Below are 24522 nucleotides of genomic sequence, written 5' to 3' on the forward strand. Positions count from 1 at the left end.
GCTTAAATATACGTAAAAACGAACAGATTAAATAGGAGAGACCATTTGCATCAGTATGGCTGTGAACCAACCGGCGTACGTTCCGATGGCATACCCAAAAACGGCTAAAACAACACCCACAGAAATTAATGACGGGTGAAAGGCCGCCGCGGTTACGGTTGCGGAAGCCACACCGCCCACATTCGCCATGCTGCCTACGGCCAAATAGAAGAAGGGGGCTTTGATGATCTTGGCCACTAAAAGGAGTAATAATGCATGGAAGCTAATCCAGATCACGCCCACCACAAATAACCCCGGATTAGATAGTATTGCCGCGATATCCATCTGCATGCCGATAGTTACAATAAGCATGTACAGCAGGGTCGTACCGATTTTAGAAGCACCCGCATGTTCCAATTTACGGGCCGGCGTAAAGGATAAAGCTATACCGATGAATGTGGCAATCAACACAAGCCAAAAGAAACCGTTGGTGAGCGAGAATTTCTCCAATTGCGGGTAGTTTGCCGCCATGTATGTTGCAATGGGCGCCGAAAGCAACGATGCAAGACCTGTTCCGCCTAGTGCTAACGCGAGCATTAAGATAAAGTCTTTGGTCTGTGGATTCCGACTGTTTGTTTGGGCTTCTAGATCCATACGCTTTTTCAACGCTTCTACATCAGAAGCGTCGGCGCGGAAAAATTTGTCTACTATCGTAGTTTTGCTGGCGCCATAGAGCAGCAGCGCCATCCATATATAGGCAACAAAAACATCCACAGCAATAATAGAGGAAAAGAGCTGCGGTGATGGCTCCAAAATTTCGCGTAAGGCAACTTGATTGGCGCTGCCCCCGATCCAGGAGCCGGCCAGAGCACCTAAACCTCGCCATACTTCGTCCGCACCAACGCCCCCAACAACATCGGGCGCAATCAAGGCCGTTAGCCATACGGCGATGGGTCCACCTAAGATGATGCCTACGGTGCCGGCCAGGAACATGAGTCCTGCACGTTTTCGCAAGTTCCATAATTCCCGTAAATCCAGGTTTAATGTAAATAGTATCAGGCATGCCGGCAGAAAGTATCGACTACCAACTCCAGCTAGAGGCGAATTGGCCCCATCGATAATATGTAAAGAGTTTAGAATACCAGGAATAAAATAACACATTAACAACGGAGGGATAACCGCGTAAAACCCCTGTATGTACTTGTTCTTCAGGCTTGCCGTATAGAAAACTAAACCAAGTACCGCCATCAGCAGTCCAAAAACTGCGGCTTGATCAGTAATAATCGGCGTAACTTCTCTGATAGCATTTTGCATATTTTTTAAGATTTACTATTTTGGTGGTGAAATTATAGAATAAATTCGGAACAACAACGGTTTTGTTTATATTCTTGCAAAGAACTGCATTATTTTTTGACAAATATTATTACAAACGCATGCTTAATCGACGAGATTTTATAAAAAATGGGAGTGTATTTGCGGGATCGCTGGCCCTAGTTACAGATGTTGCTGCCCTAGGAGTCGCTAAAACGATAAAAGTTGGCCTTGTCGGCTGCGGAGGGCGCGGCACAGGAGCAATCTTCCAAGCGTTGGATGCAGATCCGGATGTGCAGGTTACTGCATTAGCGGATATTTTTGAAGACAATTTGGCCAATACGCTATCTTCCTTAAAGGAGAAATATGGCAAACGCATAACGGTTTCCGAAAAAACATCGTTTGTAGGGTTTGATAGTTATGAAAAATTAATTAAGTCTGATGTGGATGTTGTGTTATTATGCACGCCACCAAATTTTAGACCCGCGCATCTGACCTTGGCCATTCAGTCAGGGAAACATGTGTTCTGTGAAAAGCCTGTAGCGATTGATATTCCCGGCTTACACCAAGTCGAAGCTGCGGTGAAGCTCGCGAAGGAAAAGCAGCTTTGTCTTGTCAGTGGATTCTGCTTCCGCTACTCGCTACCCAATCGAGAGGTTATTTCGCGCATCCATGCCGGCGATATCGGCGATATCAAATCTATCTCTACATTTCGGCACGGCGGCGAGCTGAGCTATAAAGAAAGGCAACCTGACTGGAGCGATTTTGTCTATCAGCTTCGGAACTGGTATTATTATCAGCGCTATTCCGGGGATATGATCGTGGAACAAACGATTCACAGTCTCGACTATATGTCTTGGATTATGCAGGATAAGCTGCCCAACAAGGTGACAGCCACCGGCGGTAGACAAAGCAGACCTTGGAATAAATTTGGCAATGTATATGATCATTTTACCGTCGAGTACGAATATGAGAATGGCTTGAGAGGGTTCCATTTTGGTCGTCAACAAAATGGAACCACGCCGCGTAATACGGTCGATGCAATGGGCACCAAGGGCTTTGCAAGTGTCGCACTAAACAGTAATTATGAAATCGTCGGCGAGAAAGCTTGGAAAAATAAAGAGCGACTAAACAATATGTACCAGACGCAGCACGACGAGCTATTTAAAGCGATTCGTGCAAAACAAGTTATCAATGATGGTGACTTTATGGTGAAATCTACACTTCTCGCTATCTGGGGCCGCTTGTCAGCTTACTCGGGCAAGTCCATTTCCTATGAAGAGGTCATCCAATCACAAGAGCGCTTGGGGCCTGCAATAGCAGACTATAATTGGGATATGAAGGCAGATGAATTAACCATTGCCAGACCGGGAGCTTACAAATTTGTATAGGAATGAGAAAGATAAGGGTATTGGTGGTCGGTTGTGGCAATATGGGAACTTCTCATGCTATTGCTTACCACCATATGGCACAGTTCGAGATTGTCGGGTTAGTTTCGCGCGGAAGCAGTAAAGATGAACTGAATAAAAGCCTAAATGCGTGTTATCCGACATTTGACGATTATGATGTGGCGCTACAGACTACCTCGCCCGATGCTGTTTGTATCTCTACCTATCCGGACACGCACGAGACGTACAGCTTAAAGGCTTTCGAAGCTGGCGCTGATGTGTTTGTTGAGAAACCAGTTGCGGATAGCTTAGCAGGTGCGGAACGGGTGGTGGCCGCGGCAAAGCAGTATGGAAAGCAGTTGGTCGTGGGGTATATACTTAGACATCATCCTTCTTGGATAAAATTTATTGCCGAAGGAAGAAAATTAGGGACGCCTCTCGTTTTCCGAATGAACTTAAACCAGCAAAGTCAGGGCCACATGTGGGATGTCCATCGAAATTTAATGAAGAGCCTGAGTCCCATTGTCGATTGCGGTGTTCACTATATCGATGTAATGTGTCAAATGACCGATGCGAAACCTATTCAGGTATCTGCTATTGGAGCACGACTAACAGCTGATATTCCAGCGGACAATTACAACTACGGCCAATTACAGATTCGTTTTGATGACGGCTCGGTAGGTTGGTATGAAGCAGGTTGGGGACCAATGATGAGTGAAACAGCCTTCTTTGTAAAAGATGTGATTGGGCCAAAAGGTTCGGTATCTATCGTGGCGGATAAAGCAGCTTCTACAGGCAAATCTGATTCAGTAGCTGCACATACGCAAACAGAATCGTTGCGCATCCATCATGCGACCATCGACGAGCAAAATCGCTTCACCCGTTCCGATGAATGGGTCAATCTAGACGATGAGCCCGACCACCAAGAGCTTTGCAATCGTGAACAGCAATTCTTCTATCGCGCCATAGTCGAGCGGTTGGATCTTTCCAAATCGATGGAAGATGCGTTGAACAGTTTGCGGATCGCTTTCGCTTGTGATGCCTCCGTGCGCTCGGGAGCTGTCGTCAACCTAGAAACCTTCGGTAAATAGTGGTTATCCAGATTTAAGGAATGTTTAAATATTTATGGGTCTGCAGTGATATTTCCCACTGCGGATTCTCTTTTACATAGTCAATGATCAATGGCGTCATTTCAGCCGCTTTAGACCATTCGGGCTGCAAGTAGAGCTTGCAATTTTTACCAACAAACTTGGCGTGTTCCTCAGCCCATTGGAAATCACTTTTATTGAACACGATTACCTTGAGTTCTCCCGCTGCGTTTAGCACGTCTGGGCGCGGACCCTTAAATTTTTTCGGCGATAAACAAATCCAATCCCAAAATCCTGACAGCGGATAGGCTCCCGATGTTTCGATAAACGTTTGGATGCCTGCTGCTTTCAACGCCCGTGTCAAATAATCTAAATTGTAAATCAACGGTTCGCCGCCAGTGATAACTACTGTCTTTGCAGGATGTTTCTTCGCATTTTCCACAATCTGATCTGCTGCGGTCAACGGATGCAGATTGGCATCCCAGCTTTCTTTCACATCACACCAATGGCAGCCTACGTCACAACCGCCCAAGCGAATGAAATAGGCGGCTTTGCCCGTATGATATCCTTCGCCTTGTATGGTGTAAAACTCTTCCATCAAGGGAAGCAACGTACCGTCTTCTGGGACTTGATTCGACATGTCTTAATTTTTAAGAGTACAAAGGTATAAAAAATGTGTGTACAAATTGTTGGTCTTCATCATGCTAGTGTTAGGATTTGTAATGGGGGTAAGCCAATAGCTGCCCATTTTTGATTGTTATCGGTGTTATTGCCGTACTTAACGCCTAACCTCCATGTTTGCAAATATGGCTTTCATACAATCAAAATGCTCTCGCTAAAGCTAAACTGACGGCTCAGCGATTTGCGAACAAAGCCATTCGGTGATCAGCTTAGCGCTTTTCGGATATGTAGCAAAGCGCGTCGTAAACCTATTTCTACACGCGGTTGGTAACATTTACTGCGATAAGTATTACGGATATATTTTAGTATTAAAAAGTCTGCGTAATCGGTCTTAGTTCTTGCAGGGCTTCTTTTAATAGAAATAAAGTGATTATTATTTCAAAAGTACAGGTTATTTGTTGTCTGATTATTGCTACATTTTCTTTAAAAGAATTTAAGTTTTTTTACAAAATATATATCTTGTTCAAATATTAACTTTTTGTATACCAATTTCCGTCGTGTTATTTCTGTCTAAATGGATGTAAACATTTAGCGTATTACAAATAGTTGTGCATGCCATTCGTATCCTAAAAAGAGAAATAGAATCAAACATCAGATATATGAAAGCTATATACATACTTTTATGCACTGTTAGCCTCTGCATATTATGGAGCTGTCGCAAGAACAATGTCGAGATTCAGCCTATAGAATTTGGAAAAATAGATGCACAATTCGGGCGAGATTCGTATTGGTTGCTAAATGATCGCTTTAGAAAGGTCATCCATACAAACCCATATGATGGTAAGGATTATGGATTTTATATCGAGCTAAACAATTTCGGGAATAATGGATTTACAGGCTATCGTGTGTTCCACAGGCTGGATGTGAATTTGGCAGATATTGCAGAAGGCAAGGTTTACCGGTTTGATGCAGTAAGCCCCTCTACCGAGCGGCAGCCGAAAGACAAGATCTCCTATGAGTATATAGAAACAATTGGGGATAAATCAATTCATAAATTTTATCGTCCAGCAATCGGCAAAACTAACGTGTCGCTTACGCTTGAAAGGATAAAGGGAAGTGATTACAGAACGCCCGCGATTGAAGGGCATCTTGAAGGCTATCTTTATAACATCGCGAATGCACGAGATAGTGTATTGATTACCCTGCGATTTCTTACAGAAGCTTCAAGGTAGGTTCAGCGAATTGGTGTATACAAATCGAATGAACGAATCCTGTCCTTCAATGATCGTATTTCAATGAAATGATTAACCCTTTTCAGCGGCTGGATATGGAATGAAACAATGTTTTAATTTACCTATCTAAAAAGGTATCTTTGGAAAATTGTCAATGTGTTATTACAGTTGTTTTTGCAGATAAGGTAGTTTATGCCCCGCAAAAACTTAACAGTGCGCTTGTTTGTACTGGTGTAATTATCACAGTTTTAATCACTTAATTTATATAAATCATATTCGTTCATGATTAACATTACATTACCTGACGGATCTATTCGTCAGTATGAAAAGGGAACCACTGCCATGCAGGTGGCTTTGTCTATTTCTGAAGGTCTAGCTAGAAATGTATTGGCCGCAGAGGTAAACGGAGAAGTTTGGGATGCTTCCCGTGCTATTGAAGCCGATGCACATGTGAAGCTGCTAACATGGAATGACGATAAAGGTAAATCTACCTTTTGGCATTCATCTGCCCATTTGTTGGCAGAAGCGCTTGAAGCGCTCTATCCAGGCGTTAAATTTGGTATTGGTCCATCTATTGAAACAGGATTTTACTACGATGTAGATTTCGGTGATCGGGAATTCTCCTCGGATGAATTTAAGCAGATCGAAGATAAGATGTTGGCTTTGGCCAAGCAAAAAGAAGTATTTGAACGTAAGGCTGTTTCTAAAGCGGATGCATTAGCTTATTTCACAGAAAAAGGGGATGAGTACAAATTGGATCTGATCAAAGATCTGGAAGATGGGAAGATTACCTTCTATTCACAAGGCAACTTCACGGACTTATGCCGTGGGCCACATATACCGCATACCGGTGTAATCAAAGCGATTAAATTAACGAATGTCGCAGGCGCGTATTGGCGTGGTGATGAGAGTCGGAAGCAGCTGACACGTATTTATGGTGTAACGTTTCCAAAGGCATCCGAGCTGGCCGATTATATCAAGCTTATCGAAGAGGCGAAGAAGAGAGATCACCGCAAACTTGGAAAAGAGCTCGAGCTTTTTGCGTTTTCGGAAAAGGTAGGTGCAGGTTTGCCTTTATGGCTACCCAAAGGTGCTGCCTTAAGGCAAAAGTTACAAGATTTTATGCAGCGTGCGCAGCTTAAGGCGGGCTATGAACCCGTCGTAACGCCGCATATCGGGCATAAGCAGCTGTATGTCACATCGGGTCACTATGAAAAATATGGCGCTGATGCATTTCAGCCCATTCATACACCTGTCGAAGGCGAAGAGTTTTTCTTGAAGCCGATGAACTGCCCTCATCATTGCGAGATATACAAAACGAAACCGCGCTCCTACAAAGAGTTGCCTGTGCGTTTTGCAGAATTTGGTACAGTTTACCGGTATGAGCAGTCTGGCGAGTTGCATGGATTAACTCGCGTGCGTGGGTTTACGCAAGATGATGCCCATTTATTCTGCCGCCCAGACCAGGTCAAAGAAGAATTTAAAAAGGTCATTGATTTAGTGCTGTATGTTTTTGGGGCATTAGGTTTTGATAATTATACCGCGCAAGTATCTTTACGTGATCCAGAGAACAGGACGAAATACATTGGCTCTGATGAAAATTGGGCACTGGCAGAAGCAGCTATTGTGGAGGCAGCGGCGGAGAAAAATTTGGCTACTGTTGTGGAATATGGCGAAGCGGCGTTCTATGGCCCCAAGCTAGACTTTATGGTCAAAGATGCGCTTGGCCGCAAATGGCAATTGGGAACGATTCAGGTTGATTACAACTTGCCGGAACGTTTTGAGTTGGAATATACCGGAAGCGATAATCAAAAACATCGCCCCGTTATGATTCACCGCGCGCCATTCGGATCGTTAGAGCGCTTTATCGCGGTACTTATAGAGCACTGCGCGGGTCAGTTTCCGTTATGGCTTGCTCCAGAGCAGTTTATCGTCTTGCCAGTGTCAGAAAAATACGAGGAATATGCAAAAAATCTTTTAGAATCGCTAAATAATTCCGATATTCGCGGACTGATTGACCTTCGTGATGAGAAAGTCGGTCGGAAGATACGTGACGCGGAAGTGAAAAAAATCCCATATATGTTGATTGTAGGGGAAAAAGAGATCGAAAGTGGCACAATTTCTGTTCGTAAACACGGGTCTGTGGATATCGGTTCAATGGATTCGCAAACATTTAAGGAATTATTAATTAAAGAAATAACCGTTTAATTTTAAACATTTGGCATTAACTAGAGGTGGTGGTTCTAGACCACCAATGAGAAAGAAAGAACCAGAACACCGCATTAACGAATTCATCAGGGTGCCAGAGGTACGTCTGGTTGGCGATAATGTAGAACAGGGGATTATTCCCACGCGTAAAGCATTGGAACTTGCTGACGAACTGGAACTTGATTTAGTGGAAATTTCGCCAAATGCTGTTCCCCCCGTTTGTAGAATAATAGACTACAGTAAGTTTATTTACGAACAGAAAAAGAAGCAAAAAGAAATCAAAGCAAATGCGAAGCAAACCGTTATCAAGGAAATTCGTTTCGGTCCAAATACCAGCGATCATGACTTTGATTTCAAGTTGAAGCATGCTATGAAGTTTTTGGAAAGTGGTGAAAAAGTACGTGCATACGTACACTTTAAAGGACGTGCTATTGTTTTCAAGGAGCAAGGTGAAATCCTCCTTCTTCGTTTTGCGCAGGCATTGGAAGACTACGGAAAGGTAGAGCTTTTCCCGAAGCTTGAAGGAAAACGCATGTTTTTGACACTTGCACCGAAAGCTGCAAAAAAATAATGTATTCTAACAGATTGATATAAAATTTTTAAGATTATGCCAAAAGTAAAAACCAATTCCAGCGCTAAGAAACGCTTTAAGTTGACTGGAACAGGTAAAATCGCAAGAAAGAACGCTTACAAAAGCCACATCTTGACCAAAAAAACAACAAAGCAAAAACGTAACTTAACTACAACTAGTTATGTTCACGAAGCTGACATGGGTAACGTAAAACGTATGCTTGCTATCGGTAAGTAAGGTTATCCTTTTTTTAATAAATAATTTTTTGACCGGGTATTAGGTTGTAAGCTTGCTGAGATACGCAACACCTCATACCAAATTTAAATTTACACAATATGCCACGTTCGGTTAACGCAGTAGCTTCGAGAAGAAGAAGAAAAAGAATCTTGAAATTAGCGAAAGGCTATTTCGGATCAAGAAGCAAAGTTTATACTATTGCTAAAAATACAGTAGAAAAAGGTTTACAGTACGCTTACCGCGACCGTAAAACCAAAAAACGTGAGTTCAGAGCTTTATGGATTCAGCGTATTAACGCAGGTGCCCGTCAGCACGGAGTTTCTTACTCACAGTTGATCGGTAAATTAAATGCTAAAAACATCGGTTTGAACCGTAAGGTATTGGCTGATCTAGCTTTAAATAACCCTGATGCTTTTAAAGCAGTTGTTGACGCAGTAAAATAGAGTTTAAACCACAGTCAATTTGTTAGATATTTTGAAAAGGGAGTCGTTATCGACTCCTTTTTTTATTGGCCTTATCCGTCGTTAAGGTGTGCTTGCCCTCATCATCCATTACTCCAAGCATGCGATTGCATAATGAGCGTAACGTGCTGTACAAGCTTTGTTAAATACTGTTAATTATAGGGGTTTTTTCTGTCAAAAGCCCAAAAATTTTTAAATTTGGGTTGCTAATCGGATATATAAGTTGCTACATTATGAGAATCTCCGTTGTTTTTCTTTATATTCTTTTTTGTTTTGCTGTTCTTAATAGTAAAGCAGCCTCGTATCAAGACAATACGTTGAATTCCCCTAAAAATGATTTGATCATAATTTTTAAGGAAGGTAAAATCGTGAAAGTGGAGGGGACGAAAATAGAGAAAAGTATTGCAGTGAGCGGTACAGAAACGCTGCAAATTGAAGGCTCAAATAACATCATATACGCAAAAGGAGGTTTAAGAGCGGTTGTTATCAACGGAGCCAATAATGAAGTCTATGTAGACAAAATTAATAGTGTCAAAATAGATGGCGGCAACAATCTTGTTCAATACCAATTGTCTGCCAATAAGGCCGGCAAGCCCTTGGTTATTTTGAAAGGTACAAATAACGATATATCGAAAGCAAGATAGCCATTTCATATTCGCATCGTATTGCGTATCTTGTAGCAAGGCCTTTTAATACTTTTCTATGCGAGCTATGGTTATTTCTGTTGTTTTTCAGCCCTGTGAAAAGGGTGTCCGCTTTGTTGCCTCCTTGAAGCAGCGCGTTCGCAATTTTTTGGGACGTTGGTATCCCAGTTGTAACTCTATCGCTCATATCTCCGTTTGTCGAATGGAAGTTAGCCAGCCGCAAATCGATCAAATTATTGACCTCTTGCGTAACTCTATGCGGTACGAACATGCACAACATGTTTATTTCGAGCACTTCGCTACATACCCCAGTTCCGGAACTCTTTTTATTGATCCTACTGTACAGTCGAAGCTGTTTTTAAAAAAGAAGATGAATCGTATAGTAGAGGAGATAGAAAAAGTGATCAAAGTTGATAAGATCAGTACGCCACATTTAACCATTAGCCGTGGTTTGGAAAAAGAGCATTTAACCCAGATGCAGACCAATGCCGCATTTAAATCTGTAGACTTCGATTTTCGCTGTGGTTCCGTGTTATTACGCGTATTCGATGCAGAGAAAAAACAATATTTCCCGCTTTTGGAAATCCCTTTTGGTGGTGAAACACCGCCGGATCTGGGAGCCGGGCAACTTAGCTTTGGGTTTTGAGCTGCCTTTCTATCAACATTTTTAATATATCTAAGCTATTTTCCATTTCTACACCGCTCAAGTGCCCAAAGCCAAGTCGTATTGCTGTAAGCTGCTTGTGTTGATATAGGATATTTCTGGGAATGAATAGTTGCTCCTTACCCGCATCTCTGCTCAGTTGCATCAAATTTATCGGTGTTTTAAACGCTAACCAACAAGCTAAGCCACCCTGGGGTTTCGCCATGTTGATGTGTTCTCCAAATTGATGCTGCACGATACGCGTCATTTGATCTCGTCTTTCTCGGTATATTGTTAACGACTTTTTAAGATGCCGATGGATGACTCCTTCTTCAATCATTTCACCCAAGGCTTGCTCGATAAGGACATCTCCCTGCCTATCGATAATTCCCAATAGTTTTCGCATTTCCAACATGATATTTTCGGGTGCTACAATAAATCCGGTACGGAAGCCTGGAACGAGGGATTTGCCGAATGATCCAACGTAAATAACCAAGCCGTGCGTGTCTAATGTCGCTAAAGGTAGCATAGGCTGCCTTTCGTAATGAAAATCATAATCATGGTCGTCTTCCACAATCGCAAAACGCTGTTGTTGCGCGAGCTGTAGCAGCAGCATGCGGCGCTGCGCGCTTAAGGTGACGGTCGTCGGATAATGCTGCTGTGGCGTGATGTATACCATCCTTACCGTATGTCGTTGGCATACTTCCGCTAAAGCACACACATCTATCCCTTCATCATCCACAGGAATAGGGAGTATCCTGGCTCCGTTTTTTTGGAAAATCATGTTTGCAGAGAAGTAGGAGGGGGTGCCCACCACAACGATATCGCCGGGTTGCAGTAAAATCTCTGCAATAATGAACAAGCTCATTTCGACACTACGCGTGATCAACATATTGCTGGCAGAGATTTGCAGACCGCGGGATAATCTCAGGTATCCTTGCAGTTGCTCCTTGAAATATTCGCTACCGTCTTGATGGTAGTAGTCCATTTTGCGTCGATTACTTTTCCTTTTTAACGTAGCGCTGTAGATGCGTGCCAGATCATCAATCTGCGTGAGGCGAACATCTGGAATGCCATCGTTAAAAATATAGTCATAGTGCCCTCTTTCATACGGGCTGTCTAACAGTGATGACTTTCGGAAAGTAAATCCCGTTTCCTTAGGATAGCTGATGTCGAGTAAAGGGCCATCGGTTGTTTGGGGTATCGTTGCCGATATAAAAGCACCCTGGTTTGGTTTGATGACAATCCAGCCTTGCGAGGCGAGCTCATCATAAACTGATACCATCGTATTTCGGTGCGTACCCAATAGCGCAGCCAGTGCTCGTGTTCCTAATAGTTTGGTGTTAGCGGGAAGAATGTTCCGCCGGATGGCACTGATGAAGGCATTGCTTATCTGTAGATATACCGAAGTGTTCGAATGTCGATCAAAGGAAATAAAACTTCGATAAGGAATCTCAACCGGACTAGGCATAATATTAAAACTGGCACTGTTAAACCTGCCGGCAAGATACTACATTTGCCCGAAATCGAAAAACATGCAGACAATCTTAAAACATATCGTAGGAAATAATGTGCTACACGCACAATGGCTAAACAGCTTGTCTTTTATGGAAAATATGGGCGCTCGTAAAATATCCGCATGCGAACATCCGACGATGGTTAATATCATCCAGTTGAAACACGCTGCAGAAGAGCACCGACATGCCTACTATTTAAAAAAGCAATTGGCGAAGTTGAGCGACGGCGTCTGCATGCACTACGAAGATAGGGATCTATTGGCTCCTGTCGCTACCCGGCAGTATCTGCATCGGTTAGACATGTCTTGTAGTCGTTATGTTAAACGGAATTTTGATATGTCCGGGCCGGATCTTCGTTATGCTTGTTATTTATTCGTTACGCATGCCATCGAAGTAAGAGCCGACGCCTTGTACCCGGAATATCAACTGGTGCTGACTGCAGAAAATTCTCGTGTAAACGTTAAATCAATTATTTTGGAAGAGGAGGGACATCTGGAAGAGATGGTTGATCAACTCCAACGGTTTGACAGTAACTGGCAGCTGCATGCTGAAGCAGTAGCCAAGATAGAGCATCGATTATTTCAGGACTGGATGGGCGCGATAGAAAGAGAGCTTAGCCGGTATGCGTAAAATTAGCGAACGCTGGCGCATTCGTTTAGCACAACGAACAGCAGCAGGTACGTTTAGGCAGCAACGGCAAACGGAGGACGGCGTTGATTTTTATTCCAATGATTATTTAGGACTAGCCAAGTCTACAGCATTTCAGGAGAAGCTGCTGCAGGTAGCGCGACAGACACCGTCTGTGTTGACTGGAACTTCTGCCTCACGTGTGCTGTACGGACATGATCAGGCCGTCGCTACGGTAGAAAAATTTATTGCGGCTCACCATGGCGTAGCGCGTAGTTTATTGCTGGATTCCGGATACCATGCCAATCTGGCCTTGCTTTCTGCTATTGCTCAGCGTGGCGATACCATTTTAATTGATGAGCTGGTGCACCGATCCGTGCACGACGCTTGCAGGTTGAGTTTTGCTATTACATGGAAATTCAGACATCAGGATCTCGATCATTTGGAAAGACTGCTTTCTAAAGCTTCGGGAAATACCATTGTGGCTATAGAAAGCTTGTATTCTATGGACGGGGATTTCGCAGCAATTCCGAAGATATGGGCGCTATGCCAACGCTATGGCGCAGAACTCGTCGTTGATGAGGCACACGCTGTCGGTCTTTTTCCGCGTGGACTGGTGCACGAATATGGTCTGGAAGAAAAAGTATTGGCCACAATAGTGACCTATGGCAAAGCTTTCGGACTCAACGGGGCGGCTATTTTAGGAAGCACGCTGCTATGCGACTATCTGGTCAACTATTCATCTCCTCTGTTATATACTACCGGTATCAGTCCGTTCAAAGCCTTGAGCATCCACGAAGCCTATTTGTATATGGAGGAACATCCGGAGTTGCGGGAGAGACTGCGTGATAATATAGCTTATTATGTAAGCCTGCTACCGATGGACTGTGCTGTACCGCAGAGCCCTATACAGCCTGTTTACTTTCCAAAAATGCATCGGCTGCAGGCGGCCGTTGATGGGATGCAGCGCTGTGGTTTAACTGTGTATCCTATTTTTTCACCGACCGTAGCAAAAGGGAAAGAGCGTTTGCGGATATGCATACACGCATTTAATACGCGAAAAGAAATAGAAAAACTTTGTCAAGAAATCAACACATGGAAATACTAAAAAAATGGTTTGTCACAGGGATCGGTACGGGGATAGGAAAGACCGTTGTTAGTGCCGTCCTGACCGAATACCTAAAGGCAGACTACTGGAAACCCGTGCAATCTGGGGATCTAAAACAATCCGACAGTATGACCGTAAAAAATCTTGTCAGCTTTCCCGTTCACATCCATCCAGAACGCTATGGATTACATACGGCTGTTTCGCCACACCAGTCAGCCGAGATGGACAACATAAGCATGCGCGTACGTGATTTCGAGCTGCCAGATACAGAAAACCACCTTATTGTGGAGGGAGCAGGCGGCTTGTTCGTACCCCTCAATACATCAGAATTTATGATTGATCTGATGGAAAAATTAGATCTCGCCCTCGTTGTTGTTGTGCAAGATTATCTAGGCTGTATCAATCATACCATGCTGACCTTACAGGCAGTGTTGCAGCGGAAACTACATGTCGCGCTCATTGTTTTCAACGGAGACTTTAACCCCTGGACCTATACATTGCTACGGTCGAAAATACCAAGCAATACGCAGGTTGTGCACCTTCCCACCATAGCACAAATAAATAAAAAACACATAAAAGCATGTGCTGGTAACATCGCTTTAACCCATGTTTAATCGCTAACCTACAATTAGAAAAAATGAAAGATAACCTGAAGAGTATACGTCACGACTGGACGAAAGACGAATTGTTGGGCATTTACAATAAGCCGCTGCTCACCTTGGTATTTGAAGCGGCTGCAGTACACCGCCAATGGCATCCTGCCGAGGAGGTTCAATTGTCGACATTGCTATCCGTCAAAACAGGTGGTTGTCCGGAGGACTGTTCGTATTGCGGCCAAGCTGCGCGCTACCATACGGACATCGAAGTACAGGCGCTACTGCCAACAGCGACCGTTGTTGCCCACGCAAAACGCGCAAAGGATAGCGGATCAACGCGCTTTTGTATGGCTGCAGCATGGCGCGAAGTGCGCGATAACCGCGATTTTGATCGCATTATTGAGATGGTCAAAGAGGTAAATGCCTTGGGGCTAGAAGTGTGTTGTACATTGGGCATGTTAACGGAATCGCAAGCGCGGCGTTTACAAGAAGCAGGCTTGTATGCCTATAACCACAACTTGGATACTTCCGAAGAATACTACGATGAAATCATATCGACGCGGACATTTGATAACCGTGTAAAAACAATTACGAACGTTAGAAATGCGGGCATCACGGTATGTTCTGGTGGCATTATCGGTCTCGGCGAATCGAAAACAGATCGCATCGCTATGTTGTGCACATTGGCTTCCATGGAAAAACATCCGGAGTCTGTACCCATCAATGCCTTGGCGCGCGTCAAGGGTACGCCCCTTGAAAATAATCCGAAAGTAGACATCTGGGATATGGTGCGCATGATCGCGACTGCCCGGATCGCTATGCCGGCATCGATGGTTAGGCTTAGTGCTGGACGCTTAGAAATGGATGAGGTGGAACAAGCTTGGTGTTTTATGGCTGGCGCAAATTCTATTTTCACTGGTGAACGGGAGCGGCTATTGGTCACGCCTAATCCGTCCATTTCTGATGATTTGGATATGCTAGCAAGGTTAGGGCTAAAACCGATGGGAAAGGGATGGTAGATGCTCAACAAGACTGGATAGCGCGCGATCACGCGGTGAACTGGCACCCTTATACCCAGATGAAAACAGCAACGGTGATTCCTATCGTTAAGGGAGAAGGTGCTTACGTATACGATGCCGATGGTAAGCGGTATATTGATGCGGTTTCCTCTTGGTGGGTAACACTGCACGGTCATGCTCATCCCTACATCGCAGAGCGCGTTAGCAAGCAGCTTTACCAGTTGGAACAGGTCATTTTTGCAGGTTTTACGCATCCACCAGCTATTGCACTCTCCGAGCGCTTGCTTCAACTTTTGCCCTCCCGGCAGGCCAAAGCATTCTACTCGGACAACGGATCCACAGCTGTTGAGGTCGCTTTAAAGATGGCGGTGCAATATGCTTACAACCTAGGACAGCCCAAAAATAAGATCTTGGCTTTTCGAAACGGTTACCATGGCGATACCTTTGGCGCGATGTCTGTTAGTGCGCGCGGGCGATGGACCGCACCGTTCCATGATCTGTTATTTGAAACCATTTTTATCGATGTGCCCAACCAAGATAATATCGAAGCGCTTAAACATATCGTGGATCAACACCAACAGCAGTTAGCGTGTTTCCTCTATGAGCCATTGGTTCAAGGTGCAGGCGGCATGCTCATGCACGAGGCATCCTACCTTTCATCATTGATGGCGCATTGTCGTGCCTGCAACGTCTTGTTAATTCAAGACGAGGTCTTTGTAGGGTTTGGCCGTACGGGCACCCTGTTCGCTGCGAACCAACTCGCGGAACAGCCGGATATGATGTGCTTCTCCAAAGGATTGACTGGCGGTACCATGCCTTTAGGTCTCACAACCTGTACACAGAAGATTTACGACGTCTTCTACCATGACGAAAAATCACGCGCCCTGTTTCACGGACATTCATTTACAGCCAACCCTCTTGCATGTACGGCTGCTTTGGCTAGCTTAGATCTATTACTACTGGAGAGTACCCAGCAGAACATTCAAAAAATCAGTCAGCTGCACCATGAGTTTGTAGCGACGGTACGGGAACATCGGCAGGTGAGGCAGGTACGATCTTGCGGGACGATCTTGGCCATAGAATGGGAAATTGGTCAGGAGTCATCATACTTTAGTGATTTACAACAGCGTCTTTACGTCTTTTTTTTGGAGCATGGCATACTGTTGCGTCCGTTAGGGAATACGGTATATCTTGTTCCGCCCTACAGCATTTCCGAAGAAGATTTAAGGTATATATATGCCTGCATCATCGAAGCACTGAAGGAGTTTCAATCTACTTAGCAATATACCTGTTTTCAGGGATAGGAGGGCGCTGTGCTATCTGTTATTTTTGTTTCGCCTATTTTTTACAAGCGGAAAACTTAGTAGAGAGACGGCTATAGTAGTTCGTGCCAAACCCTAAACGCTAGCCTTAGTGTTTAGGGTTTATCTTAAACAATCGGCAACTCAATTTCGACTGTGGTTCCAAGCCCCAGCGACGATTGCAGGTCCATGCGACCTTTGAGAAAATCGACCCGCGATTGGATGTTCAGTAAACCAGCCGACTTTTTTGATTGTGCTTGCTTTTTGTCGAAGCCACGACCATTGTCTTCTACAGTCAGTGTCAGGGTATGCTGTTCTTGCGCAAGTTGTATCAAAATTTGATCCGCCTGTGCATGCTTTATGGCATTATTCACAAGCTCTTGGATGATTCTATAAACGATTAACTGCTGCTATTGCGGATACGGAGGGATAGTATCTTTGCCGCGATTGCCTTAGGGTGCCCTGTATGTTATCTGTATTACCCAACCACATACGAGCGTTGATTCTCTACGGAAGCCCCTGTCAGCTATCTTTATATCGTCATTTTTTTACTATTTCTTAAAGAAGCTTTTTTTTAGATGCTTTCGTCAGTATTTTTGGTCATGGAAAGAATAGAAGCTGTCAACGAATTTATCGCTGAGGAGCGTAATGCACTTTTGCAACATCCCTTGTACCGAAAAATCAACAATATCCGTGATTTGCAAAAATTTACGGAAGGGCATGTGTATGCCGTATGGGATTTTATGTCGCTTTTAAAAGCGCTACAGATCAAACTAACATGTGTAGAGGTTCCTTGGTTTGCTAGTGCGCTGCCTTCCACGCGGTACCTGATCAATGAGATTGTGCTAGCGGAAGAATCCGATGAATACATTGACGGCAGGCGTCTAAGCCATTTTGAGATGTATTTAGATGCCATGTCTGGATTAGGGGCGAAGACCGATTTGATGCTGCAGCTCGAAGAAGATCTTCGAAATCATAAGCCCTTGATGAGCGCGATTGCTGATTTGTCTATCGATGAGCGAATCAAAGATTTTTTGCGCTTTACCTTTATGACTATTGAAGGCGGAGAAGCGCATCGCATCGCTTCGGCATTTACATTCGGGCGTGAGGACTTAATACCTGACATGTTTACCTCCCTCCTAAAAGGTATCCAAGAGGGATCACCCGATGCCGATCTAAGTAAACTGATCTATTACTTCCAGAGACATATCGAGCTGGATGGCGATGAACATGGCCCGCTCGCGATGCAGATGATTGCGGAGCTAGGCGGCAACGACGCGCAGAAGTGGGCAGAGATGCAGGAAACAGCAAAAGAAGCGCTGCGGAAGCGAATAGCATTATGGGATGCTATAGAAGAAGGATTGACGAAAAACGAAGAGTAGGGGCTTACGGTCAGTTATTAAGATTGCCCGCATCTTTGTCAAACAAAAAAGGCCACCTCTATCGAAGGTGGCCTTTTTTATTGTTGATAAATTTTTATTATCTAGCTGGCGGTACTGCTGGTGTAGCAGGCGTTGCATTTGCCGCAATACCCAGTTTAGAGCGCACGTCAGCTGAAATGTCTTCGCCACCTTGGAAGTACAACACGTTCCCGTTTGATGTATCCAAAACGTATGCGTAGCCTTTTTCTTTCGCTACGGTATTGATAGCGTTCATTACTTTAGTCTGTATAGGAGTAAGTAACTCTTGTTGTTTTTTACCTAAGTCCTCTTGGGCAACGCGCTGAACTTCTTGGATGCGCTGTTCCATGTTTTGAAGATCTTGACCGATCGTTTGCAATTCAGCATCAACAGCTGCTTTGTTTGCTTCGCTACGGTTTCTCAACTTTTCGTTAGCATCCGTTTGTTTTTTCTGAAACTCCTCATACATCCCTTGCAGCTCCTTTGTCTTGGTATCGTTTAAGGTTCTTAACTGTTCGTTCGCCGTTTTAAACTCAGCCGTCATTTGGAATATCTCATCCGCATTCACATGACCAATTTTTTGCTGCGCGCTAACATATTGCGTGCCTAAGGAAATCACCGCCACTAAAGCTACACTTCTAAATAAATTTTTCATTCTTTCCATTTTAATCTGTTGTGCCACGTTTGCATGACACGGCATTTGTTTTTTATCTGTCGTTAATAATCTATTTTAAATTTTATCCAAGTATAAACAAAAAAATTAATTTACCAAGCTTGGATCAGCCTTAAAGCCTAATTTTGTAATGATATCGTTGCTCTTGTCCAATTTTGGATTCGCATAGATAAATGTTACTTCGCTTCCTTTGTCTAAAATAAGGTCGAGCCCCTGTGCGTTCGCTACATCTTGTATAGCTTTTGCAACTTTATCCTGAACAGGTTTTACAAGTCGCATACGCTCTTTGTAAAGGTCGCCCTCAAACCCAAATTTCTGACGTTGAAACTCTTTTACCTGCTTTTCCTTGTTCACGATTTCATCCTCGCGGCGTCGACGCATATCTTCGTTAAGAAGTACTTGGTCATTTTGGTAGGCTTTATAAAGTTTCTCGATCTCTCCATACTGCTTGTCAACCTCTGTTTGCCAGTTCGTCGATAAATCATCCAGCTGCTTTTGTGCAGATACGTACTCAGGGATATGTCGTAAAATATATTCAGAATCCACATAAGCCACGCGTTGAGCAACCGCTGCGCCAAATGATAACGCGATGAAGGCAAGGGTAAAGACTATTTTTTTCATATATGTTTTGTTTTCGTAAGTTTAACGCTTCTATCTGCTTTGTAATTTCGTACGCTCCCCGCTAGGTGGTTACATCGGCATGCCAGGAATAAACGTAATATCATTTCCAAATGCTACTTTTCTGCTTTTAAATCTTATGACAATTATGGTTCCAAAAGGTTTAAACACTTGAAATATTTTGCTAACAAATTGAAGCTCTTTCTCTTGACAAAAATAATAAAAAAGGAGCAATTATAAGCCATATTTGAACCTTTAACAAAATTTAACGCGACCCAATCTCGCCGTGTAATATGCCTAATTAAGTCCGATCGCAGCCCAATTTTAATACATGGGATGATGAACCTCGAGCACTATTCATAAAAAAATCCCGCAGCAAGTAGCGCGGGATTCCGATCTGTCTAGCAGACCTTTACATTCGTTTGTCCTTTAGAAACCGCCCATGTTTTGCAGAATGCTGAAGGTAAAGTTTTGTCTCCAACGATTAGATTGTATACCTGGAATCGGGTCGAAGGCATGACCATAATCGATACCCAGCATACCGAAGATCGGTAAAAAGATACGGGCACCGACACCGGCAGAACGGCGCAGTTTGAAAGGATTGACCTCGCTGAACTTGTTCCACGTGTTACCCCCCTCGGCGAAAGCCAGCACGAATACCGTGGCTTGCTCGTTAAGCATAACCGGATGGCGTAATTCAAGCTGGTATTTGGTATAGATCGGGCTACCAGACTGTACGGCAATGTTCTGTCCTAAGTTACCGGTAGATTCCGGAATGATGGTACCGTTGGCATAACCGCGCATGGCGATGATCTCAGAACCCTGTAGAAAGTCAAAACCTTGCATACCGTCACCACCCAGTTTAAATCGTTCGAAAGTAGAAGTGGGCGTGCGGTCAGTATAGTTACCCAAATAACCAAACTGTGCCTGCATTTTCAGTACCAGCTTACCGGCAATCTTCGTATACCATTGGCTATCAAATTTCCATTTATGGTATTCCGTCCATTTGAAACGCTCATTATCTGGCGCCGTTTGGTAGTTAATATTGTTCCAACTCGAATACGGCGGCGTTAACTGCACCGAGAACCGGAAATGTGAACCCGAGGTCGGATAGATCGGCGCATCTACCGAGTTACGGCTGATTTCCTGCGTCAAGTTGATGTTGTACGCTGTACCATTATCAAATAGGAAATAACCTGCATAATTTTGCAGCTTATAACGTTGGAAGGAAAGCGATGTATTGATTTGGAAATAGTTGTCTGGCCATTGCAAACGTTTACCTAAGGTCGCCGTAACACCCGTCATCCAAATGCGGTTAAGCTCAGCATCACTGACCATTTGCCGCCCTGTAAGGTAGTTAAAACCACCAAATGAAGAGCTCGACGTATAAGCGTTCAATCCAAAATAGATGGGTTTTTTACCACCTAGCCAAGGCTCCGAAAAGGAGAAACTATAGGATTGGTAACGTTTCCCGGAGGTTTGACCCCGCACACTGAATTTTTGTCCGTCTCCGCGAGGAAGGGGTTTCCAAGCATCTTTCTTGAAGAAGTTACTTGTCGAAAAGTTGTTGAAGGTCAAACCCAATGTACCAATGACCTGTCCGGCACCATATCCCCCTGAAAGTTCCACCTGGTCAGATGGTTTTTCCGCTACTGTATATTCTAAATCGGTGGTTCCCTCTTCGTAATTCAAATTCGTAGGAACCGGATTTATCTTCTGTTCGTCAAACATGCCCAATTGCGATATCTCACGCACACTGCGCATCAACATCTCGCGAGAGAATTTCTGACCCGGCTTGGTATAAATAGAACGTAGAACAACTTTATCATTCGTCACGTCATTTCCTTTCACAATAACGTTGTTGATCGTAAACTGCTTACCCTCGCTTAACACCACTTCCACATCCACTGTATCATTATAGATTCTTTTGATGATAGGCTGAACGCTGAATGTTAAATAACCGTCATTCTGATACAATGCACTGATATCATCACTATTACGCGTTGGCCCCATAAGTTTTGAGGTCAATTTTTCTTCACTATATACATCCCCCTTTTGAATGCCAAGGATCAAATTCAGAACCGAATCCTTGTATTTGGAGTTACCAGACCATTCAATGTTACCCATGTAATAGCGCGGACCTTCATGTAAGTTTACATAAATATCAACTTCATTATTGTCATAGCGGACTACACTGTCGGATAGAATTTGCGCATCGCGGTAACCTTTATCCTGCATTTTAGCAACTAGATTTTCCTTCGCTTCTTTGTATTTATCATCTTTGAATTTACCCGGGCCAAAAATTCGATACCAACGACGCGGTTTAACACCTTTTAAGTATTTGCGCAACTGTTTATCCGAAAAAGCCTCCGATCCTTCGAAATGAACGCGATGTACTTTGATCTTTTTGTTTTTTTCAACGTCCACAACAACGATTTCATTATTCGCCTGCGCTGTGTCTTTCTCGGTACGGATTTTTATTTCGGGATACAAATACGATTTTTCACGCAAAAACTTTTGGATCGTAGCACGCGTTGTTTTGATGAGGTTTTCGTTTACTATTTTCCCGGAATTGGTGTTCAGACGTTTGCGCACTTCGTCCGTTTCGCCCTTTTTTAATCCGTTTATGTCGATGCGCGTCAGTCGCGGTCGCTCGCGAACGCGGATTTCTAAGAAAATGTTTTCGCCCTCTACACGCTCCGCGTATAATTGCACATCATCAAACAGATTCTGTGCCATCAATGTTTTCACAACATTGGCCGTAGCTTCACTTGGAACCTCAATGTATTGGCCGACAACTAATTTTGAAATGGTTACCAATACGTCGCCATCCAGGTACTCCGTACCCGAAACACGAATACCACCAATAACATAGTTTTTGGGATCCAGGTAGGTTATTTCATTGGGATCATTCAGATTGACTGGGTTGTTACCCCGGATCTGAGCGAATACTTGTTGGCCTCCGATAAGTAAGGTGAGTGTTATTAAGTGTATTAAGCGCTTCATTTATTCAATTTTCTCGGTGCTAAAGTACACCAATCTGTTGTTAATTTTTGTTAAAAGAAAATAATTAATAGCCAAGCTATTAATTAGCTAGTTTGTAGGTTCCGCAAAGGTAAACTAAATATTACAATTGTTCGCTTGTTTTCCCGAACCTTCGCTCACGATGCTGATAATGATAGATCGCTTCGTAGAGATCTTCCCGCGTAAATTCAGGCCACATCTTGTCCAAAAAACAAAACTCAGTGTAAGCCATTTGATACAAAAGATAGTTGCTGATACGCTGTTCGCCACTTGTACGTATCATCAGATCCGGATCAGGCATATCCGCCGTGAAAAGATGCTCGCTGATGGTTTTTTCAGAAATATCGTCAATGCGCAGTTCACCAGCAGCCACACGTTGTACAATAGCTTTGGTGGCCTCCACGATTTCCGCACGAGATCCATAGCTCAACGCTAAGGTAAGCACACAGGCCGAATTATTTTTTGTCAGTTCAATCGTATCGATCAGTCTAGCCTGACAATTTTTTGGGAGATCCTGTATATTTCCGATGACGTTCAGCCGAACGCCGTTTTGCATAAACGTCTTTGTTTCCTTGGCAAGGGTGTTTACTAAAAGCTCCATCAAAGCTTTCACCTCTAATTTCGGTCTGTTCCAGTTTTCCGAAGAAAATGCATACAGCGTCAAGTATTGAACGCCAACATCCACGCAACCTTCCATTGCTTCGCGCACGGCGGATACACCATTTTGATGCCCGAAAATGCGAAGCTTGCCTATGCCTTTTGCCCATCGGCCGTTACCATCCATAATGATGGCAACGTGTTTGGGAAGTTTTTCTTTATTTATCTTTTCTTTAAAACTCATTTCTTACTTGCTAAAAAATAAGACTCCGTTTCACCGCGAGCATGTACATTTGTTTTCCACCAAGACCAGTCAAAGGCATTGTATTGCGCGGCATACGCCGCACCATTTTTTGATCTTTTGGAGTCATGCTTTTTCCATATGACTTGCCATTGTCGTTACTTAACGACCAACTGCCTAGCGAATCAGCGATTAAATACCGTTTCTCCGTAAGGTTTGGCTTTTCCAAACCAAATACAATAGCTGCTGCAAACTTACGAATTTCAGGTTGATCCTGTAGAAAAAGCTCTTCGATATAATCGTACGCATAATCAGAATTACTTCTCGGGCTATCCGCTGAGGAAAAAAGGATCCATGCGCAAATGGCTAAGACTAGCAGGGTATGGAATAGCTGTTTCAAAGTAGAGTTTTGCAAGTAACGATAGCTGGTATTAAAATTCGTGTAACTTTTATGCGCTGGCGGTATACATCCTCGCTGTTAGTAGTTTCTTACATCCAGTCCCCAGAGAAGTTTTTCGCGCAATGTGCTGAAGAAACTATCGGAGGCCAGTCGGATAAGGTGTATACGAAATGGTGCCCGTCGAATATAAAGCTTTGTCTTTGTCTCCAATGTGTCGCTTTTAGAATCACAACTTAATATATACTTATCTGTCCGACTTTCTATCTCCAGTTCCAATTCGCTCTCCGCGGAAATAATGATCGGTCGTACATTTAAGTTATGGGGTGAAATAGGTGTGATCACGAAGTTTCCACTTCCTGGCATGATGATAGGGCCGCCGCAGCTTAATGAATAAGCGGTAGATCCCGTGGGGGTAGCAATGATGATACCATCTGCCCAATACGAGTTAAGCAACTCGCCGTTAAGGGTAGCATTAATGGTGATCATGGATGATGTATCGTGTCTGAAGACGGTAATATCATTCAGCGCAAAGTTCTCCTCTCCAAAAATACGGTCGTCGCCGCCGTTGACCTCGATCAGGTCGCGTGCCTGCAACGAATAGTTTCCTGAGAAGATAGCATCTAATGCCTGAATAATTTCGCTTTTGTGGATGGATGCTAAGAAACCCAGCCGTCCAAAATTTATTCCGGCGATCGGAATTCCCGAGTCGCGTACCTGCGATACGGCAGAAAGCATGGAGCCATCACCTCCCAAACTCAATAAAAATAGAATATCTTTTGGAAGATCCTGGTGACCATAATAGAGCAAGAAATTGTCCGGACAATCGAATTGATCTTTCAAAAAGTCGTAAAAATCGGAGTAGATATATATTAGAATATCCCGCTCTTTAAGATAGGAAAATAATTGCTCGACATACGGGACAACGGACGAATTGAAAGCCCTTCCGTATATCGCGATGGATTTTCTTTGCATGCGAAGTGTTTTTTAACAAAACTTATGCAAAGATGCTAAAAAATAG

25 protein-coding genes are annotated in these 24522 nt (G+C 43.7%); 15 read left to right on the forward strand and 10 right to left on the reverse strand.

Annotation, left to right across the window (positions count from 1 at the left end; translation table 11 throughout):
* Positions 1–27: 27 nt before the first annotated feature.
* The gene (locus B0I21_RS00285) at positions 28–1293 is read right to left on the reverse strand and encodes a DUF819 family protein (protein WP_133638355.1); all 1266 of its coding nucleotides are present in this window, start codon (positions 1291–1293) and stop codon (positions 28–30) included.
* Positions 1294–1412: 119 nt separating this feature from the next.
* Between B0I21_RS00285 and B0I21_RS00290 the strand changes: the two genes are divergently transcribed.
* Both B0I21_RS00290 and B0I21_RS00295 read left to right on the forward strand, forming a co-directional pair.
* Complete coding sequence (locus B0I21_RS00290; protein WP_133638356.1) at positions 1413–2681, forward strand: Gfo/Idh/MocA family protein; 1269 nt, start codon at positions 1413–1415, stop codon at positions 2679–2681.
* Between the two features lie 2 nt (positions 2682–2683).
* The gene (locus tag B0I21_RS00295; RefSeq protein WP_133638357.1) at positions 2684–3769 is read left to right on the forward strand and encodes a Gfo/Idh/MocA family protein; all 1086 of its coding nucleotides are present in this window, start codon (positions 2684–2686) and stop codon (positions 3767–3769) included.
* A gap of 13 nt (positions 3770–3782) precedes the next feature.
* On the opposite strand, the gene B0I21_RS00300 is transcribed toward B0I21_RS00295, so the two are convergent.
* On the reverse strand, positions 3783–4406 hold the full coding sequence (locus B0I21_RS00300) for a 7-carboxy-7-deazaguanine synthase QueE (RefSeq protein ID WP_133638358.1): 624 nt from the start codon (positions 4404–4406) through the stop codon (positions 3783–3785).
* 640 nt (positions 4407–5046) lie between these two features.
* Here B0I21_RS00300 and B0I21_RS00305 point away from each other — a divergent pair.
* From B0I21_RS00305 to B0I21_RS00335, 7 genes are all read left to right on the forward strand, one after another.
* Positions 5047–5619: a DUF5025 domain-containing protein gene (locus tag B0I21_RS00305; RefSeq protein WP_133638359.1), complete on the forward strand. Its 573-nt coding sequence runs from the start codon at positions 5047–5049 to the stop codon at positions 5617–5619.
* 282 nt (positions 5620–5901) lie between these two features.
* Entirely contained in the window at positions 5902–7827 is a 1926-nt protein-coding gene (thrS, locus tag B0I21_RS00310; protein WP_133638360.1) for a threonine--tRNA ligase, read from the forward strand.
* A gap of 46 nt (positions 7828–7873) precedes the next feature.
* A complete protein-coding gene (gene infC / locus B0I21_RS00315) occupies positions 7874–8398 on the forward strand; it encodes a translation initiation factor IF-3 (RefSeq protein WP_037494776.1) in 525 nt (174 codons plus the stop codon).
* A gap of 36 nt (positions 8399–8434) precedes the next feature.
* Positions 8435–8635 (forward strand): 50S ribosomal protein L35, encoded by a 201-nt coding sequence (rpmI, locus tag B0I21_RS00320; protein ID WP_133638361.1) that lies wholly within the window; start codon positions 8435–8437, stop codon positions 8633–8635.
* A 98-nt stretch (positions 8636–8733) separates the two neighbouring features.
* A complete protein-coding gene (rplT, locus tag B0I21_RS00325; RefSeq protein WP_037494773.1) occupies positions 8734–9078 on the forward strand; it encodes a 50S ribosomal protein L20 in 345 nt (114 codons plus the stop codon).
* A 356-nt stretch (positions 9079–9434) separates the two neighbouring features.
* Complete coding sequence (locus B0I21_RS00330; protein WP_208292231.1) at positions 9435–9740, forward strand: DUF3060 domain-containing protein; 306 nt, start codon at positions 9435–9437, stop codon at positions 9738–9740.
* Between the two features lie 58 nt (positions 9741–9798).
* Positions 9799–10386 (forward strand): 2'-5' RNA ligase family protein, encoded by a 588-nt coding sequence (locus B0I21_RS00335; RefSeq protein ID WP_133638363.1) that lies wholly within the window; start codon positions 9799–9801, stop codon positions 10384–10386.
* Here the strand turns inward: B0I21_RS00335 and B0I21_RS00340 are convergent.
* On the reverse strand, positions 10370–11854 hold the full coding sequence (locus B0I21_RS00340) for an aminotransferase-like domain-containing protein (protein WP_133638364.1): 1485 nt from the start codon (positions 11852–11854) through the stop codon (positions 10370–10372). The two genes, B0I21_RS00335 and B0I21_RS00340, sit on opposite strands and share 17 nt — an antisense overlap.
* A 64-nt stretch (positions 11855–11918) precedes the next feature.
* Between B0I21_RS00340 and B0I21_RS00345 the strand changes: the two genes are divergently transcribed.
* From B0I21_RS00345 to bioA, 5 genes are read left to right on the forward strand one after another with little or no spacing between them, the layout of a single operon-like run.
* A complete protein-coding gene (locus B0I21_RS00345) occupies positions 11919–12530 on the forward strand; it encodes a hypothetical protein (protein ID WP_133638365.1) in 612 nt (203 codons plus the stop codon).
* Complete coding sequence (locus B0I21_RS00350; protein WP_133638366.1) at positions 12523–13635, forward strand: aminotransferase class I/II-fold pyridoxal phosphate-dependent enzyme; 1113 nt, start codon at positions 12523–12525, stop codon at positions 13633–13635. The genes B0I21_RS00345 and B0I21_RS00350 overlap by 8 nt, the downstream gene beginning before the upstream one ends.
* On the forward strand, positions 13623–14249 hold the full coding sequence (bioD, locus tag B0I21_RS00355; protein WP_133638367.1) for a dethiobiotin synthase: 627 nt from the start codon (positions 13623–13625) through the stop codon (positions 14247–14249). The genes B0I21_RS00350 and bioD overlap by 13 nt, the downstream gene beginning before the upstream one ends.
* Before the next feature lie 23 nt (positions 14250–14272).
* A complete protein-coding gene (bioB, locus tag B0I21_RS00360) occupies positions 14273–15250 on the forward strand; it encodes a biotin synthase BioB (RefSeq protein WP_133638368.1) in 978 nt (325 codons plus the stop codon).
* A complete protein-coding gene (bioA, locus tag B0I21_RS00365) occupies positions 15244–16530 on the forward strand; it encodes an adenosylmethionine--8-amino-7-oxononanoate transaminase (RefSeq protein ID WP_133638369.1) in 1287 nt (428 codons plus the stop codon). The genes bioB and bioA overlap by 7 nt, the downstream gene beginning before the upstream one ends.
* A gap of 149 nt (positions 16531–16679) precedes the next feature.
* Here bioA and B0I21_RS00370 read toward each other — a convergent pair whose 3' ends face one another.
* Positions 16680–16952 (reverse strand): sensor histidine kinase, encoded by a 273-nt coding sequence (locus B0I21_RS00370; protein ID WP_133638370.1) that lies wholly within the window; start codon positions 16950–16952, stop codon positions 16680–16682.
* 201 nt (positions 16953–17153) lie between these two features.
* Between B0I21_RS00370 and B0I21_RS00375 the strand changes: the two genes are divergently transcribed.
* On the forward strand, positions 17154–17933 hold the full coding sequence (locus B0I21_RS00375) for a DUF3050 domain-containing protein (RefSeq protein ID WP_133638371.1): 780 nt from the start codon (positions 17154–17156) through the stop codon (positions 17931–17933).
* A gap of 97 nt (positions 17934–18030) precedes the next feature.
* Here the strand turns inward: B0I21_RS00375 and B0I21_RS00380 are convergent, their stop codons facing one another.
* From B0I21_RS00380 to B0I21_RS00405, 6 genes are all read right to left on the reverse strand, one after another.
* Positions 18031–18606: an OmpH family outer membrane protein gene (locus B0I21_RS00380; protein ID WP_133638372.1), complete on the reverse strand. Its 576-nt coding sequence runs from the start codon at positions 18604–18606 to the stop codon at positions 18031–18033.
* Positions 18607–18711: 105 nt separating this feature from the next.
* Positions 18712–19245 (reverse strand): OmpH family outer membrane protein, encoded by a 534-nt coding sequence (locus B0I21_RS00385; protein ID WP_133638373.1) that lies wholly within the window; start codon positions 19243–19245, stop codon positions 18712–18714.
* A gap of 426 nt (positions 19246–19671) precedes the next feature.
* Positions 19672–22248, reverse strand: coding sequence for an outer membrane protein assembly factor BamA (gene bamA, locus B0I21_RS00390; protein WP_133638374.1), 2577 nt, complete (start codon positions 22246–22248; stop codon positions 19672–19674).
* A 121-nt stretch (positions 22249–22369) separates the two neighbouring features.
* Positions 22370–23107 carry an isoprenyl transferase gene (locus tag B0I21_RS00395; RefSeq protein WP_133638375.1) on the reverse strand — a complete coding sequence of 246 codons (738 nt, stop codon included), beginning with the start codon at positions 23105–23107 and terminating at the stop codon, positions 22370–22372.
* A 10-nt stretch (positions 23108–23117) separates the two neighbouring features.
* The gene (locus B0I21_RS00400) at positions 23118–23504 is read right to left on the reverse strand and encodes a hypothetical protein (protein ID WP_133638376.1); all 387 of its coding nucleotides are present in this window, start codon (positions 23502–23504) and stop codon (positions 23118–23120) included.
* 78 nt (positions 23505–23582) lie between these two features.
* The gene (locus tag B0I21_RS00405) at positions 23583–24476 is read right to left on the reverse strand and encodes an NAD kinase (protein WP_133638377.1); all 894 of its coding nucleotides are present in this window, start codon (positions 24474–24476) and stop codon (positions 23583–23585) included.
* Positions 24477–24522 lie beyond the last annotated feature (46 nt).

The organism is Sphingobacterium paludis (genome assembly GCF_004364125.1).
Lineage (GTDB): Bacteria > Bacteroidota > Bacteroidia > Sphingobacteriales > Sphingobacteriaceae > Sphingobacterium > Sphingobacterium paludis.